The 13,580-nt window shown below is 63.8% G+C and carries 13 protein-coding genes; 8 read left to right on the top strand and 5 right to left on the bottom strand.

What is annotated here, in order from left to right:
- The 5 genes from AAG799_RS07800 to AAG799_RS07780 all read right to left on the bottom strand — a co-directional run.
- The coding region (locus AAG799_RS07800) for a branched-chain amino acid ABC transporter permease (protein WP_341895250.1) at positions 1-647 on the bottom strand (647 nt) is incomplete at its 3' end.
- Between the two features lie 71 nt (positions 648-718).
- Entirely contained in the window at positions 719-2,020 is a 1,302-nt protein-coding gene (locus AAG799_RS07795; RefSeq protein WP_341895249.1) for an ABC transporter substrate-binding protein, read from the bottom strand.
- 58 nt (positions 2,021-2,078) lie between these two features.
- Positions 2,079-2,837, bottom strand: coding sequence for an FCD domain-containing protein (locus AAG799_RS07790; protein ID WP_341895248.1), 759 nt, complete (start codon positions 2,835-2,837; stop codon positions 2,079-2,081).
- Positions 2,838-2,966: 129 nt separating this feature from the next.
- Entirely contained in the window at positions 2,967-4,379 is a 1,413-nt protein-coding gene (locus AAG799_RS07785) for an amidase (RefSeq protein WP_341895247.1), read from the bottom strand.
- 4 nt (positions 4,380-4,383) lie between these two features.
- Entirely contained in the window at positions 4,384-5,439 is a 1,056-nt protein-coding gene (locus AAG799_RS07780) for a LacI family DNA-binding transcriptional regulator (RefSeq protein ID WP_341895246.1), read from the bottom strand.
- 284 nt (positions 5,440-5,723) lie between these two features.
- Between AAG799_RS07780 and AAG799_RS07775 the strand changes: the two genes are divergently transcribed.
- From AAG799_RS07775 to AAG799_RS07740, 8 genes are all read left to right on the top strand, one after another.
- Positions 5,724-6,665: an ABC transporter permease gene (locus tag AAG799_RS07775; protein WP_341895245.1), complete on the top strand. Its 942-nt coding sequence runs from the start codon at positions 5,724-5,726 to the stop codon at positions 6,663-6,665.
- A gap of 10 nt (positions 6,666-6,675) precedes the next feature.
- Positions 6,676-7,560, top strand: coding sequence for an ABC transporter permease (locus AAG799_RS07770; protein ID WP_341895252.1), 885 nt, complete (start codon positions 6,676-6,678; stop codon positions 7,558-7,560).
- Between the two features lie 74 nt (positions 7,561-7,634).
- The gene (locus AAG799_RS07765) at positions 7,635-8,579 is read left to right on the top strand and encodes an ABC transporter ATP-binding protein (protein WP_341895251.1); all 945 of its coding nucleotides are present in this window, start codon (positions 7,635-7,637) and stop codon (positions 8,577-8,579) included.
- A complete protein-coding gene (locus AAG799_RS07760) occupies positions 8,576-9,568 on the top strand; it encodes an oligopeptide/dipeptide ABC transporter ATP-binding protein (protein ID WP_341895244.1) in 993 nt (330 codons plus the stop codon). Before AAG799_RS07765 ends, AAG799_RS07760 begins: the two co-directional genes overlap by 4 nt.
- Positions 9,569-9,597: 29 nt before the next feature.
- Positions 9,598-11,175, top strand: a complete 1,578-nt coding sequence (locus AAG799_RS07755; RefSeq protein ID WP_341895243.1) for an ABC transporter substrate-binding protein — start codon at positions 9,598-9,600, stop codon at positions 11,173-11,175.
- A gap of 61 nt (positions 11,176-11,236) precedes the next feature.
- Positions 11,237-11,677 carry an RbsD/FucU domain-containing protein gene (locus tag AAG799_RS07750; RefSeq protein WP_341895242.1) on the top strand — a complete coding sequence of 147 codons (441 nt, stop codon included), beginning with the start codon at positions 11,237-11,239 and terminating at the stop codon, positions 11,675-11,677.
- A 4-nt stretch (positions 11,678-11,681) separates the two neighbouring features.
- A complete protein-coding gene (locus AAG799_RS07745; protein WP_341895241.1) occupies positions 11,682-12,707 on the top strand; it encodes an aldo/keto reductase in 1,026 nt (341 codons plus the stop codon).
- A gap of 9 nt (positions 12,708-12,716) precedes the next feature.
- Positions 12,717-13,559 carry an amidohydrolase family protein gene (locus tag AAG799_RS07740; protein ID WP_341895240.1) on the top strand — a complete coding sequence of 281 codons (843 nt, stop codon included), beginning with the start codon at positions 12,717-12,719 and terminating at the stop codon, positions 13,557-13,559.
- Positions 13,560-13,580 lie beyond the last annotated feature (21 nt).

The following is a 13,580-nucleotide window of genomic DNA, read 5'->3' as shown; positions in this document are numbered from 1 at the left end:
GCAGTGAAGGCGCCGCCCAATGCTGCCAGAAAGACGCCGAAGGTGAAGGCGCCGAGATAGACCTTGCTGATATTGATGCCCATGCTGGCGGCGATCTCGTCATTGTGGATCACGGCCAGCACGATCTTGCCCAGCACGGTGCGGTTCAGCCCGAACCAGACGCCGATGCCGCAGATGAGCGCGACGGCGACGATGGCCAGGTCGTAGCCGACATAGAACAGGCTGCCGAGACTGACATCGCCAAACAGGCTGTATGGCTCGGTGACATAATAAGGATTGACGCCCCAGATCAGCTTGGAGACGTCTTCCAGGATCAGGAACAGCGCATAGGTGACCAGAACCAGCAGCACCTCGTCGCGGCCATAGAAGCGGCGCAGCAGCAGGCGCTCCAGCAACGGGCCGACAATCACCGCAACGGCCACGGCGGCCAGCAGCAGGGCGATCAGCGAGAAGGCCGGGGCGTATTTCTGCGTGGCAAACAGACCAACGATGGTGGCGGCGGAATAGGCGCCGATGGCATAGAAACTGCCATGGGCAATGTTGAGAATTTTCAGCACGCCGAAAATCAGTGTCAGGCCGAGGGCAACGATAAACAGCCATGAGGCGTAGATCGCACCGTCGATCATAATGGTGAGCAGCAGGTCCATGACATCTTCCGTACTGCGATACCGGCCGGCGCAGGATATGTCCTGCGCCGGCCTGCATCGATCAATCTAGATCAGTTGCACTTGGCGCCGGGCATGCCCGCCTTGAGCCATTCCTGGCCCTTCATGTTCGGCGGCGGATTGACGCATTCGGCGGGGAAGCGCTGGATGTCGACCAGTTCCATCGCCTTGGTCGCGGCATTCCACTTGGTCTTGCCGATGGCGATATCCTGGATGGCCTGATGGCCATTGCCATTGGCCATGCGGATACGGCCGCCGGGCGAGTCCCAGGCATGATTGGTCAGTGCGGCGGCGATTTCCTCGTTGGTCGGCTTTTTGCCGCCGTTCTTTTCCATCGCCTTCTCGATGGCGCTCTTCACCCCCAGGATCGATTGCACCATGCGGTAGGGTGCCTGCACCGGGTAGACCTTGTAGGCATCCTGGTAGATCTTCTGGAACCAGTCGTTCAGCGGCGATTTCGGTGCCATCAGGCCATAGGCGCCGCGGGCGCCGATGATGGCGCCTTCCGGCATCTTGTCGCCCAGCGGCGGGATGGCGTGGTCAGCCGCCGAGAAGACCACGGTGGCCTTCTTGAACAGGCCACGCGGCGCGCTCTGCAGGATGAAGGCCTGCAGATCGCCGCCCCACAGCGAGGAATGCACCACGGTGGAACCGGTGCGCATCAGGGCGGAGACCTCGGTGCCATACTGGCCGGCACCGAAGGCGGGCAGCAGATCGGCTTCCATCTTGGCATCGGGATAGATACTGGACAGCGCACCGATGAAGTCAGACCGCGAATCATGGCCCCAGGCATAGTCCTGGTTGATCAGGCTGAACTTGTCGATTTTGACATTGCTGTTCTTCAGATAACGGGCCAGGGCCACGTTATCCATGGTGCCGGTGGCTGCCGTGCGGAAGACGTATTCGTATTTGGCTTCCTCAAAGATACGCGGGGTGCCGCAATCGTATAGGATCAGCAGGCGCTTGAGTTCTTCGGCCGCCGGAGCGACAGCAAGGCAGTCGCCCGAGCCGACATAGCCGATGACGAAATCGACATTGTCGCGCTGATACAGGTTGCGCAGTTCCTGCACCTGTTTGGTGGCACCACCATTCTCGTCGATCACCACCGGCTCGATCTTGATTCCACCGAAGCCGACCTTGTTATAAGGCGCCGGCGCGGCGCCCTTGTTCAGTTCCTCGATCAGAACCTTGCCGCCATTCCAGGCCGGCACACCGAAACTCTCGGCCGCCTGGCCGGAGAGGAAGGTGACGATTCCGACCTTGAACGTCTGGGCCTGGGCGGCAGTTGCCACCATCAGGCCTGCTGCCAGCACGGCGCCGGCAGTTACTGCGTATCTGGACTTACCCTTGGTCATCTTGGTTTCCTCCTGAGTGGATTTTTATTGTTCTGACAAAGGCAATATGGCGACGGACTTACTGGGCGGGCGCCTCCCCGCTGCGGGCATGCTCCGTCCAGGCGACGGGAGCATCCATGTCCAGCCCGGCCAGTTCATAGCCGCGGCGGAAATCGATCATCTGCTTGCGCATCCACAGCTCGGCCTCGTCGGCGTCGTGGCGGCGGATGGCTTCAAGAATCTTGCGGTGGCCGATCACATTGCGCCGCCCGGCCTGCGGCAGATGTGGCACCAGCGCTTCCATCGCCGGGAAAAACAGCAGGCCGACTGCCTCGCGCGAGAGTTCCAGCACACGATTGCCGGAAATGCGCGCCACCAGGGCATGGAAATCGATATCCAGCTTGATATAGGGCTGGTTGGCGTCCACGGCGATTTCGGTCGCCACCACATTGTCTTCCAGTGCGGCGATGTCGCTGTCACTGGCCCTTTGGGCGGCGCCGCGTGCGGCCGATGGCTCCAGCAGGATGGCGACATCCCACAATTCACGGAAACTGACCTTTTGCAGTGCGAGTGCCCGTGAGGCGCGCGGCGCCAGGTCGTTATAGCCCGGCAGCGAGACGAACAGGCGACGGCCGGCCGCGCGCTGCAGATAACCTTCCTGCTCCAGCTGGCGGATGCCTTCGCGCACGGTGGCGCGGTTGATGCCGAACTGGGCCGCGAGATCGGGTTCGCTGGGCAGGCGGTCGCCGGGCCGCAGGCGACCTTCGAGAATATGCTGCTCGATGGTGCGCGAGACCATTTTGTAGGCCGGCATGATGTCGAGCTTGGTAAAGGTCACGGCCTCTGGCTTGCCCAATTGTCCAACAATCGAACGATGGCGATTGATGCAGGCAAGAGTCAACGACCAAATTATGCTGCAACGCGACATCGCATTGCAGCGACTAAGGCTCTGCGGTGATGTTTTAGATCAGATACGTATGGCCGTTCTTTGCCGCGGCTCGATGATCGTTGGGGGCAGGGCGAACAGTCGCTCGATCCAGGCGCCGATCTGCAACAGCCTGCCCTCCGAGCGCGGCCGACCGATGATCTGCACGCCAAATGGCAGACCATCACGCGAGAAGCCCACCGGCACGGCCAGCACCGGGCAGGCGAGCAGTGATGTGATCGCCGTGATGGCGATCCAGTCGATATAGGTGTGCTGCTGCACGCCGGCGATCTCCTGCGGCCACATGGTCTCTACTGGAAACGGCAGAATGGGTGCTGAAGGCGTGATCAGCACGTCGTAGTCGTTCAGGAAAGCAATGACGCGACGATACATCTCGGCGCGGTAGCGTTCGGCGGCGCCGATGCTGGAGGGCGTCTGGCGCAGGCCATTCTCGATATCGCCCATCACTTCGGGTGTGAACTGATGCCGATGGCGGGCTAGGAAGGGTTCCCAGCTGGTGACGTAATTCACACCACGCAAGGTGAGCAGGGTCGGCAACGCACCAGTAAAATCCGGACAGGCCACATCAATGACGGCGCCATCCTGCTGCAGTGCAGCCACGAAGGCATCGCCAAGCGTTCGAACCTCGTCTGCGACCGGCAGGCAGCCGAGATCGGCGGACCAGGCCGCGCGCAGTGGCCGATCGGGTTTCAGTGCCATGGGCAGGAAGGGGGCGTCGGGCGAAGGCGCCGACAGCGGATCGGCCGAGTCGAAGCCGGTCATGGCATCGAAGAACAGCGCCAGGTCGCCGATGTCGCGGGCCATCGGGCCGTCGACGAAGACGGTATCGAAGGGATTGAGGATGCTGCGGCGTGGCACCCGGCCCGGCGTGGGACGCAGGCCGGTAACACCGCAGAAGCTGGCCGGAATCCGCAAGCTGCCGCCGACATCGTTGCCATGGGCAAGCCAGACCTGGCCGGTGGCCAGCGCCACGGCCGAACCGCCGGACGAACCGCCGCAGGTGAGTGCGATATCCCAGGGATTGCGCGTGGTGCCCAGCACGGCATTGGTGGTGTTGGCGCCCCCCAGCTCGGACAGGTTGGCCTTGCCGAGCGGGATGCCGCCATTGCGTTCGATCAGTGCAATGGTGCGGTCGGACTGCGTCGACACGCGGTCGGCGAAGATCGGCGTGCCGCCGGTCCAGCGCACGCCGCCGATCTCCGCGTTGTCCTTCACGACGAAGGGAATCCCGCCAAGGGGTGTACCGGCAAGGGGGGGCTGTGCGGCCTGCGCGCGCGCGCGGTCAAAGCAGCGCGTCGGCACGGCATTCACCGCGTCATCGACCGCCTGCATGCGGGCGATCGCGGCTTCGACCAGGTCCGCCGGTGCGATCTCGCGGCGCGCCAGCAGGCCGTGCACCGCGCGGGCTGAAAGCCGGATCAGTTCATCAGGCATCGGGTTACCGTGACGGAGCGGCCTCGGCCCGGGCGGGCGCGGGCTGCGTGGCCTGCACCGGCGCGGCACAGGATTCCCGGATCACCAGGCGCGATTCCAGCATATGCGTGCTGCCGGTGCCGCTGCGGTGGCCATTGATGCGGTCCGTCAGCAGCTTCACGGCCATCTCGCCCATCTCGCGCACCGGCTGCGCCACGGTGGTCAATTTCGGCCGGAACACATTGGCCCAGGCGAAATCGTCGATACTGATGACGGACACATCGTCGGGGCAGCGCAGGCCGAGATCGCTCAAGGCTCGCATCATGCCAATCGCCATCAGGTTGTTGGCGGCAAACACCGCCGTGGGCGGTTGCGGCAGGCGCATCAGCGCCACCGTGGCATCATAGGCCTGCTGTTCGCGGAAGCCGGCTTCCAGCACCAGGCCGGGATCGAAGCGGATCTGGCTGGCAAGCAACGCCTCGCGATAGCCGGTGAGGCGGTCGGCGCCGGTGGTGACGCTGGTCGGGCCTGACAGCAGCCCGATGCGGCGATGGCCGCGGCGGATCAGGTGTTCGGTGGCCTGGTGAGCGGCCAGGCGGTTGTCCAGCACCACCGCATCGAGGCCGAGGCCATCAAAGGCACGGTCGACCAGCACGACGGGAACGCGGATCTGGCTCAGCAGGCTGCTGCGGCTCAACGAGACATCGCCGGTCGTCGCCAGGATGATACCGTCGACCCACTGCGAGCGCAGCACCTGCAGATGCTTTTCCTCGCGCGCCGGGTCTTCGTCGCTGTTGCAGAGCAGGACGGAGAAACCCTGCTGGCTGGCGATGCCTTCCACCGCCTGCACCAGTTCGGTGAAGAACGGGTTGGTGATGTCGGCGACGATCAGCCCGAGCAGGCCGCTCGACTGCTTGCGCAGGCTGCGGGCGGCGGCGCGCGGCGCATAATTCAGGGTCTCGATGGCCTTGAGCACGCGGCTGCGCAACTGTTCGCTGACGCGGCCGGGATCGTTGACGGAATTCGACACCGTCGCGACCGAGACCCCTGCCAGTTTGGCCACATCCCGGATGGTCGCCATGTTCGCCTGTTTAAACGTTTAAACTCAGTCTGATATGCCAGAGACAGGCGCCTGGATCAAGCGGAAGCGGCAAGCCTGTTTTATCCGATATTTCGCATATGCAGCATTAAATCAGGCATTTTGTGCAAGTGCGGTAAGCGCCACGCCAAGAAAATTCCAGGCCGGCCTTGCCAGCTTCAGACATTTCTGGCATTCGTTTTGAAACGTTTTACAAGATTCGGGAGGGTGACAGTGCACCGGCATAAAGCCGCTCAATCCAGGCAGGCAGGACAGGGAGGCTGGTTGTGACGGGCTATCTGGTCCGCCGGCTGCTGGCGACCATCCCGGTGCTCGGGCTGGTCGCGGTTTTCGTTTTCCTGCTGCTGCAGATGACGCCGGGCGATCCCGCCGTGGTGATTGCCGGTGACTACGCCACCACCCAGCAGGTCGAGGCGATCCGCCAGCAGCTTGGCCTCGACCGGCCGATGCTGGAGCAGCTGGTATCCTGGCTCGGCCGGCTTGCCCAGGGCGATCTCGGCCATTCGATCTTCTCCCGCCTGCCGGTCACCAGCCTGATCGCCCAGCGCATCGAGCCGACCCTGGTGCTCACGCTGTTCACCGTGGTGCTGTCGATTGCCTTCGCCCTGCCGTTGGGCGTGCTGGCGGCCTATCGCGCCGGCAGCTGGGTCGACCGGGCTGTGATGGGCTTTGCCGTGCTCGGCTTTTCCACCCCGGTCTTCGTCGTCGGTTTCCTGCTGGTCTATGTCTTCGCGCTGGGACTCGAATGGTTCCCGACGCAGGGTTACGTGCCGCTGGCCGAGGGCCTGTTTGGCTGCCTGCGCAGCCTGACCCTGCCGGCGATCACCCTGGCGCTGCTCTATGCCGCGCTGCTCGCCCGCGTCACCCGCGCCAGCATGCTGGAGGTATTGGCCGAGGATTACGTGCGTACCGCCCATGCCAAGGGGCTGGCACCACAGCCGGTGCTGGTCGGCCATGCCCTGAAGAATGCCGCCGTACCGATTGTCACCGTGATCGGTGTCGGCATTGCCGCGCTGCTGGGCGGCGTGGTGGTGACCGAGACGGTGTTCAACATTCCCGGTCTTGGCCGCCTGACCGCCGATGCCATCATGCGGCGTGATTATCCTGTGGTGCAGGGCCTGATCCTGCTGTTCGCCAGCGTGTATGTGCTGGTCAATCTGCTGGTCGATCTCAGCTACATGCTGTTCGATCCGCGTATCCGGCTGTAGCGCCGTGGCGATGATGGATCATTCCGCTGCCGCGATGGCACCGAGCCCGGTCTGGCGCCGCATGGCCACGGGGCTTCAATTCCTGCGCCGGCATCCGGTGATCCTGTTCGGCCTGGTGGTCCTGCTGGCGTCTGTCGCCGTGGCACTCGCGGCACCGTATCTGCTGCCCGATCCCAAGGCGATCAATCCGATCTACCGTCTGCGACCGCCCGGCGAAGCCTTCTGGTTCGGCACCGATCATCTCGGCCGCTCGATCCTGTCGCGCAGCCTGCATGGCACGCGCATCTCGCTCGCCGTCGGCATCATGGTGGCTGTGGCGGTGACGCTGGCGGGTGTCACGATCGGCCTTCTGTCGGGTTTCCTGCGCCGCTTCGACAGCCTGATGATGCGGGTGATGGATGGCATCATGGCGATCCCGGGCGTGCTGCTGGCGATTGCCCTGATGTCGCTGTTCGGCTCCAGCCTGCAGAATGTGGTGATTGCCATCAGCATCCCGGAAATCCCGCGCATGGCGCGGCTGGTGCGCAGTGCCGTGCTCAGCATTCGCGAGCAGCCCTATATCGATGCCGCCATCACCAATGGCACCCGCCTGCCGCGCCTGCTGTTCTGCCATGTGCTGCCCAATACAATGGCGCCGGTTCTGGTGCAGGCCACCTATGTATTTGCCTCGGCGATGATCCTCGAGGCCGTGCTGTCCTTCCTCGGCGCAGGTACGCCGCCGGAAGTGGCGAGCTGGGGCAATATGATGGCGGAGGGGCGCCAGTATCTGCAGCGCGCGCCCTGGATGGCGGCATTCCCGGGCGTGATGCTCGCCTTCCTGGTGCTGACCGTGAATGTGGTCGGCGATGCCATGCGCGATGTGCTCGATCCGCGCCTGGCGGGGAAGCTGAAATGACGGTTTCTCCGAACAATGGCCCTCTGCTCAGCGTCGAGCATCTCAGTGTCAGCCTGGCGCTGCCGCATGGCACCATGCCAGTGCTGCGCGACCTGTCATTCACGGTCAATCGCGGCGAGACGCTCTGCCTGGTCGGCGAAAGCGGCTGCGGCAAGAGCATCACGGCCCTGGCCTTGATGCGCTTGCTGCCCCGGCGCATCGGCCGCATCTCGGCCGGCCGCATCCTGTTCGACGGTGTGAATCTCGCCACGCTGAATGAGACTGAAATGCGCGGTATCCGTGGGAACCGCATCGCCATGATCTTCCAGGAGCCGATGACCTCGCTGAACCCTGTGCTTACCATTGGCCGGCAGATCGGCGAGGTGCTGCGTCTGCATCAGGGACTGACACGGCATGAGGCCGATGTGAAGACCCAGCGCCTGCTCGAGCGCGTGCGCATCCCGGACGCCAAACGGCGCCTGCGGCAGTATCCGCACCAGCTGTCTGGCGGCATGCGCCAACGCGTGATGATAGCCATGGCGCTGGCCTGCAGCCCGCAATTGCTGATTGCCGATGAGCCAACCACGGCGCTCGATGTCACCATCCAGGCACAGATTCTCGCCTTGCTCGATGAAATCCGCGCCGAGACCGGCGCCGCCGTGATCATGATCACGCATGACCTGGGCGTGGTGGCCGAGGTGGCCGACCGCGTGGTGGTGCTCTATGCCGGCCGCAGCGTCGAACAGGCCGCCGTAGGCGACCTGTTTGCCATGCCGCGCCATCCCTATACCCGTGGCCTGATGAACTCCGTGCCGCATCTGGCACTGCATCGCGGCGACCAGCCACCGGCCCGGCTGCAGGAAATCCAGGGCACCGTACCCTCGCCCTTCGACATGCCGGCCGGCTGTGCCTTCGCACCACGCTGCGGCCTGGCCGATGACGCCTGCGCAACCGTGCCAGTGCTGGAAGAGCTGGGGGCGTGCCATGCGGTGGCCTGCTGGCATGCGGCGCAGCCCGCACGGCTGAAGGCGAACACATGATGATGTCAGACCTTCATACGCCCGCCCTTGAAGTCCGCGATCTGGCCAAGCATTACCCGTTCCGGCGTGGCTGGTTCGGCCGTGGCGGACAGGGTGCCGTGCATGCAGTGGATGGCGTGTCCTTCACCTTGCCGCGCGGCGAGACGCTGGCGCTGGTGGGCGAGAGCGGGTGCGGCAAATCCACCATTGCCAAGCTGATCCTGCGCCTGATTGAACCGACCGCTGGCTCGGTGCTGTTGGAAGGGACTGATCTGGCCGGTCTGGATGACACGGCATTGCGGCAGGCACGCCAGCGCATCCAGATGGTGTTCCAGGACCCCTTCGCCTCGCTCAACCCCCGCCTTAACGCTGCCGCCATTGTCGGCGAGCCGCTGGTCAATTACGGGATCGGCGATACGGCCGCCCGTGCCGCGCAGGTCGATGCGCTGTTTGATCGTGTGGGCCTCGCGCGCTACCAGCGCGATCGCTATCCGCACCAGTTCTCCGGCGGCCAGCGCCAGCGGCTCGGCATCGCCCGGGCGCTGGCGCTCAATCCGGCCGTGGTGGTGGCGGATGAGCCTGTATCGGCCCTCGATGTCTCGGTCCAGGCGCAGATCCTCAACCTGATGGCCGATCTGCAGCGTGAACTTGGCCTGTCCTATCTCTTCATCAGCCACGATCTCGGTGTGGTCGAGTATATCAGCACCACGGTGGCGGTGATGTATCTCGGTGCCATCGTCGAGGTGGCGCCACGACAACGCTTCTTCAGTGCCGCCGCGCATCCCTATGCGCGCGCCCTGCTTGATGCCGTGCCATCGCCCGATCCGGCCCGCCGCCGGCGCCGCATCCTGTTGCAGGGAGAAGTGCCCAGCGCCAGTGCCCTGCCAAGCGGTTGCCGTTTCCGCACGCGTTGCCCGCAGGCCACCAAGCTCTGTGCCGATGTTGTGCCGGGTCTGCGCGAGATCGCTCCACAGCATCATGTTGCCTGTCATCACGTTGAAATTGCGTAGCCGATCAAAAACACAAACGGGAGGAAATCATGCGTACCAGAATGAATGTCAAAGTCCTGGCAACCGCTGCCATCACGGCCCTGCTGCTGCAAACGGGGCTTGCCGCGGCCCAGAGCAATGTCCTGAAGATTCGGCCCTTCGGCGACCTGAAGGGCATCGATCCGATCGTCAATTCCGACTACATGGCGCGTAATCATGGCTACATGATCTACGACACGCTGTTTGCCATGGACGAGAAGCTCAACATCAAGCCGCAGATGCTGGAGAAGTATGAGACCAGTGCCGATGGCATGACCTGGAGTTTCGTGCTGCGTGATGGTCTGAAATTCCATGATGGCCAGCCGGTCACGGCCAGGGATGTGGTCGCCTCATTGCAGCGTTGGGGCCAGCGCGACGGCCTGGGGCAGCAGTTGACCGCCAATACCGCAAGCCTGGAGGCGACCGATACCAAGACGGTCAAGCTGGTGCTCAAGCAGAAATGGGGCCTGGTGCTGGACGCATTGGGCAAGCCAAGTTCGAATGTGCCCTTCATCATGCCTGAGCGCATTGCCAAGACACCGGCTACCGAATCGCTGACCGATCCGGTCGGCTCCGGCCCCTTCATCATGCGCAAGGCGGAGTGGGTTCCGGGTTCGAAGGTGGTGTATGTCCGCAATCCGGATTACAAGCCGCGATCCGAACCATCCTCGGGCCTGGCCGGGGCCAAGCAGACCAGTTTCGACCGTGTCGAATGGCTCTACATGCCTGATGCGCAGACGGCGCTGAATGCGCTGCAGGCTGGCGAGATCGACATCTTCGAGGAAGTGCCGCCGGATATGCTCGGCCTGATCGCCAAGAATCCCAGGGTCAAGGCCGTGCCGCAGGATTCGCTCGGCGTCCAGGTGGTGTTCCGTATGAACAGCATCCAGCCACCGTTCAACAACCCGAAGATCCGCCAGGCCATCCGCTACATGGTCGACCAGAACGTCTTCCTGCGTGCCTATGTGGAAGACCCAAAACTGTATAAGGACTGCCCCTCCTTTTACATGTGTGGCTCGCCCTATTACACCGATGCGGGATGGGTGAAGCAGGATCTGGCCAAGGCGCGGCAGATGGTGAAAGACGCCGGTTATGACGGTACGCCGGTTGTGGTGCTGCATGGCACGGAAGCCGGCATCACCAACACCTTCTCCTCGGTGGCCGAACAGCTGATGCGCGATATCGGCCTCAAGGTCGATCCCCAGGCGATGGACTGGGGCACGCTGACGGCACGTCGCACCAGCAAGAAGCCGCTGAACGAAGGCGGCTGGTCGCTGTTCATCTCGGCGCCGACCGGCGCGGATATGATGGATCCGCTCGGTCATCTGGGCCTGCGGTCCAATTGCGATGCGTCCTGGTTCGGCTGGCCCTGCGACGAGCAGATCGAGAAGATGCGCAGCGAGTTCGCCCTGACGCCCGATCTGGCCAAACGCCAGGAGATTGCCAAGGCGCTGCAGCTGCGTGCGGCTGAAGTGGTGCCCTATGTGCCGCTCGGCCAGCTTTCGCTGGTGCGCGGCATTTCGGCCAAACTGAGCGATATTCCGAATGCCGCCATCCCGGTCTACTGGAATATCAAGAAAGCCAACTGAGCGATGGCATCCCGGGCCGCCGCCGGCCCGGGATGCTTTTTAATTTGAAAGCAGGCTTGTGATGTTAATCGGGATTTCCGCCCAGCTGCCGGCCGATCTGCTGCATGGCCTGGCCAGCATGGGCCATGGCGATGATCTGGTGATTGCCGATGCCAATTTCCCGGCTGCGCGACTGGCGCGCCGTCTGATCCAGACCACGGCCGAGAGCACGACGCGACTGGCAGCAGCTGTATTGACGTTACTGCCGCTGGATGAATTCGTTCCGGCGCCACTGACTTTGATGCAGAGCGTACGGGCACAGGACCGCGACGCGCCGGCGCTTACCGAGCTGACCGCCGCGTTGGCATCCTTCGGGAAGGTCGAGCACCTGGAACGCAATGCCTTTTATGACCGCGCGGCCAGGGCCTTTGCCATCGTGACAACGGCTGATGCGCGGCCCTATGCCAATATCATCCTGCGCAAGGGTGTGATCGCCGTGGGTTCGTCCGGCTATGTCGCCTGACCTGATGGCTGCTCGGTCCCGTGCTGCGCGGCGCCGCATTCTCGGGCGTGGCAATCTCACGCTCACCGGCCTGGGTCTGGGCGGTGCGCCGCTGGGGAACCTGTACCAGGCGGTCGACGAGGCCGATGCCGACCAGGTGGTGGCCGCGGCTTGGCAGGGCGGCATCCGCTATTTCGATACTGCGCCGCTGTATGGCAGTGGTCTCAGCGAGCGGCGGATGGGCCGTGCGCTCGCCTCTCTGCCGCGCCGGGACTATGTGCTGTCCAGCAAGGTCGGTTGGCTGATCGAACCGGATGCCGCTGTGCGGCAAGATGGCCCTTATGTCGGACTGGATGGCAGCCGTCGTCGCTGCGACTACAGCTATGATGGAGCTTTGCGGTCGGTGGAAGCCAGCCTGCAGCGGCTTGGACTGGATGGCGTCGATATTGTCTATATCCATGATCTCGATGCCGTCTGTCATGGCGATGCCCTCGAGCAGCGTTATACCGAAGCCATGAGTGGCGCCTACCGGGCGCTGGCGGAACTGCGCGAGCAGGGTGTGATCGGTGCGATCGGGCTGGGCGTCAATGAGTGGCAGGTCTGCGCCCGCGCACTGGCCGATGCGGATCCAGATGTTTTCCTGCTCGCCGGCCGCTATTCCCTGCTGGACCAGTCTGCACTGGCCAGTTTCCTGCCGGCCTGCGTACAGCGGGGCGTTGGCGTTGTGATCGGCGGGGCCTTCAATTCAGGCATTCTCGCCACCGGTGCGGTGCCTGATGCGCGCTACGATTACAAGCCGGCACCGCGCGACATCCTGCGGCGCACCGAACAGCTGGATGCAATCTGTCGCCGGCATGATGTGCCGCTGGCGGCCGCCGCGCTGCAGTTTCCATCCTTCCATCCAGCTGTTGTCTCGGTTCTGCCCGGGGCGCGCAGGGCGGCAGAAATGGCATCCAATATCGATCTGTTCGAGCGACCGGTTCCAGCCGCATTGTGGAGCGAACTGAAAGCCGGAGGGCTGTTACCGCCCGAGGCACCGGTGCCGGTATAAGGGGGCGTGATGCGCATCGATGCCCATCAGCATTACTGGCAGCTCGGACGCAGCGATTATGCCTGGATGCAGCCGCAACATGGTGCGATCCGGCGCGACTTCATGCCGCCGGACCTGGCGCCGCTGCTGACGGCGGTCGGGATCGACGGCACGATCCTGGTACAGGCCGATGCCACGGCACGCGAAACCGACTTCCTGCTCGAAATCGCAGCCACCACCCCCAGTGTGCTGGGGGTGGTGGGGTGGATCGATTTCACGGATGCTGACGCCGTGGCGGAAGTCGAACGCCGGGCGGGACAGCCGAAACTCCGCGGCCTGCGGCCGATGCTGGAATTCATCGATGATCCAGACTGGATCCTGCAGTCAGCTTTCGATCCGGTTTTCCAGGCGATGCTGCGCTGTGAGCTCAGTTTCGATGCACTGGTTCATCCGCAGCACCTGCCGGCACTGGATATTTTGGCGCGCCGCTACCCCGGCCTGCCCATGGTGATCGATCATGGCGCCAAGCCGAGGCTGGCGGCCTGGCGCAACGATGCGGCAGCCCTGCAGGCCTGGGCGCAGGACATGCGGCAGATGGCGCGGCATCCGCAGGTTTTCTGCAAGCTCTCGGGTCTGCTGACCGAAGCGGGAGCGCGCTGGCAAGCCGGCGAGCTGCTGCCGGCCATGCGGATTTTGCTCGATCTTTTCGGGCCTGAACGACTGATCTGGGGCAGCGACTGGCCGGTCATGACGCTGGCGGGCGGGTATGCACAGTGGCTCGAGTTGAGCGAACGGGCGCTGGCTGGAATCAGCGACCGGCAGCGGGATGCAATTTTCGGCGAGGTAGCCGAAAGCTTCTATCGGCTGACCTGAACGGGATATGTGGTATCAGCT

This window comes from Ferrovibrio terrae, assembly GCF_943371255.1.
Classification (GTDB): Bacteria; Pseudomonadota; Alphaproteobacteria; order Ferrovibrionales; family Ferrovibrionaceae; genus Ferrovibrio; species Ferrovibrio terrae_B.
Note: the sequence above shows the minus strand (reverse complement) of the source record. Positions and strands in the feature narration are given on the sequence as shown.